The sequence below is a fragment of the Cohnella thermotolerans DSM 17683 genome, assembly GCF_000429825.1.
GTDB lineage: Bacteria > Bacillota > Bacilli > Paenibacillales > Paenibacillaceae > Cohnella > Cohnella thermotolerans.
This window is the reverse complement of record NZ_AUCP01000132.1, coordinates 1-2043: the sequence shown is the minus strand read 5'-3', so window position 1 is coordinate 2043 and position 2043 is coordinate 1. Positions and strand designations below refer to the sequence as shown.

Sequence of the window (2043 nt, the reverse complement as noted above, 5' to 3'; positions counted from 1 at the left end):
GCCATGTCAACCACTCCCGAACATTCGTTTGTATCTAGTATATCAAACAAATGTTCGCACGAGAAGGCGTTGCTGAGGCAACTTGATATTCAAATAAATTTATTACCGTCGCGACTACTTCTTCAACAGTAGATACAAAAAGTAAGGTCCGCCGATGAGCGCGACCATAATTGCGCGTCAAACCTTGCTTGATCGCGCCAGCCACCGCAAGCGCATTGCCGACAAACACGGCGCCCACTTCCCGCAGGTAATGATTTTCCCGGAGCATCGCGATTTTATCGTCCCCGCCACGGTTAGCCAAGACAAGCCAGAGCTCGCGCAAGGATACATCCTTCGCACCGAGGAGCATAGCGAGCGAGAACATGACCGCAAGCGTCGCTAAGCTGATTCCGATTTTGAGGGCAAAAGAATGGGGCTGCGCTGCCACGCATGCAGCAATTCCTCCTTCAAGGTCATAATGGGCGTGAAGAAGGCCGAGACATCCTCCATCTTGCCTGAGGCATCTCGGCCTTCTTCAACGCGATCGCACGCTTATTGAAGGAAACCTTCCTTGAAAATGTTTAGCAGATATTCGAGTGTCGTCGGATCGCTGTAAGTGGAAGCTTCCGTGTCGATCTCGATGACATGATGGTTTTTGACGGCCGGGATTTTTCTCCAAGTATCCGTCTGCATGAAGGAATTGTCTCCCTTGGCGCTTCTGCTGAGAATGAGGTAATCGCCGACATAGTCACTGAGAATTTCAGGGGAGAGGGTATAGTAGCCCGGTCCAAGAGCGTCCGCTTTGACTTTTTCCGGCATGTTCAGTTTCATCGTCTTGCCGGACGATTTCTTTCTGCCCTTTGGCGGGAAGCTGGACAAAGAAAATCGTTGGGTTCAGTTGGCGCAGTTGGTACCATGGGCACATGCCGAGAAAAAATACGGCCAGTTCTTCAAAGACACCTTTCGCGGGAACAAACGATCAGTCTGCGCAAGGGACTCGGCGCGCTCATCATCCAAGAGAGAATGCAATTGACCGACAGAGAGACGGTAGAATCGATCAGTGAAAATCCATACATGCAATACTTCATCGGTCTGTCCGGATTCGAGATGAAGCCGCCCTTTCATCACTCGATGATGACGCATTTCCGGAAGCGCCTGACGGACGTGCTTGCTGAAATCAATGAGATGGTGGCCACCCAGGGCGCGAAGGAAACGAAGGACGATGACAACGACACGAGTGGCGCAATGAGAGGGAAAGCGAAACGAGCGTACAAGAAGAGCGCCTCTTCCGTTGATCGAACAGCAAACGATGTTCGAGGCAGCGGAAGTCGAATCCGCCGAACCTTCGACTTCTACGGAGCAGGCGGCCGTGGAACCAGTCAAGAAACCGGCGAATCTTGAGGTCGCAACGAACGAGATCCGTTCCGAAGAAAAACAAGGGTCCGTCACGGAATCCGAAGCGCCGACGCTTCCCAATGAAGGTACGCTGCTTGTGGACGCCACTTGCGCGCCTGCGGATGTGGCCTATCCTACAGATCTGAATCTGCTGAACGAAGCCCGCGAGAAGCTCGAAGCGATCATTGATACGCTGCACAAGCCGGTCATCGACCAAGCGGCGAAACCGCGTACCTATCGGGAAAAAGCGCGCAAACAGTTTCTGGCGGTTTCCAAGCAGCGTCGCCCCGGACCGAAAGTGATTCGCAAAGCGATCCGGCGGCAACTCGGCTATGTCGGACGGAATTTGGCCATCATCGCCGAACAGGCGAAAGAGCAGCCGCTCACGCTGCTTGACCGTAAAGCTTATCGTGACTTGTTGGTCATTCACGAATTGTACCGCCAGCAGCTTCAGATGTACAACGCGCGTAAGCATCAGATCGAAGACCGGATCGTCAGCATTCACCAACCGCACGTCAGACCGATCGTACGGCAAGTTCGGGGAAGGCAAGCGCAAGTATGGGCTTGGCCGTATTCGAGCACGCCTTGCACAGACGAGCGAATCGGTCATCACGCTGCAACTGCTGGTGATGAACCTGGAACGCAGGCTGCGCGTTCTTTTTTGCCTCA

2 protein-coding genes and 1 pseudogene are annotated in these 2043 nt (G+C 53.4%); 1 reads left to right on the top strand and 2 read right to left on the bottom strand.

The genetic code is table 11. From position 1 onward, the window contains the following. Positions 1–34: 34 nt before the first annotated feature. A complete protein-coding gene (locus G485_RS0117370) occupies positions 35–427 on the bottom strand; it encodes an iron chelate uptake ABC transporter family permease subunit (protein WP_027093546.1) in 393 nt (130 codons plus the stop codon). A 104-nt stretch (positions 428–531) separates the two neighbouring features. Further along, positions 532–798 carry an ABC transporter substrate-binding protein gene (locus tag G485_RS0117365; protein WP_240489193.1) on the bottom strand — a complete coding sequence of 89 codons (267 nt, stop codon included), beginning with the start codon at positions 796–798 and terminating at the stop codon, positions 532–534. Between G485_RS0117365 and G485_RS31565 the strand changes: the two are divergent. Continuing rightward, positions 797–2043: pseudogene (locus tag G485_RS31565) on the top strand (transposase); the annotation flags it as partial. The gene G485_RS0117365 and the pseudogene G485_RS31565 overlap by 2 nt on opposite strands.

Excerpts from the sequence above, each read along its gene's own strand:
- G485_RS0117365 (WP_240489193.1), bottom strand. The coding sequence starts at position 798 with ATGCCGGAAAAAGTCAAAGCGGACGCTCTTGGACCGGGCTACTATACC.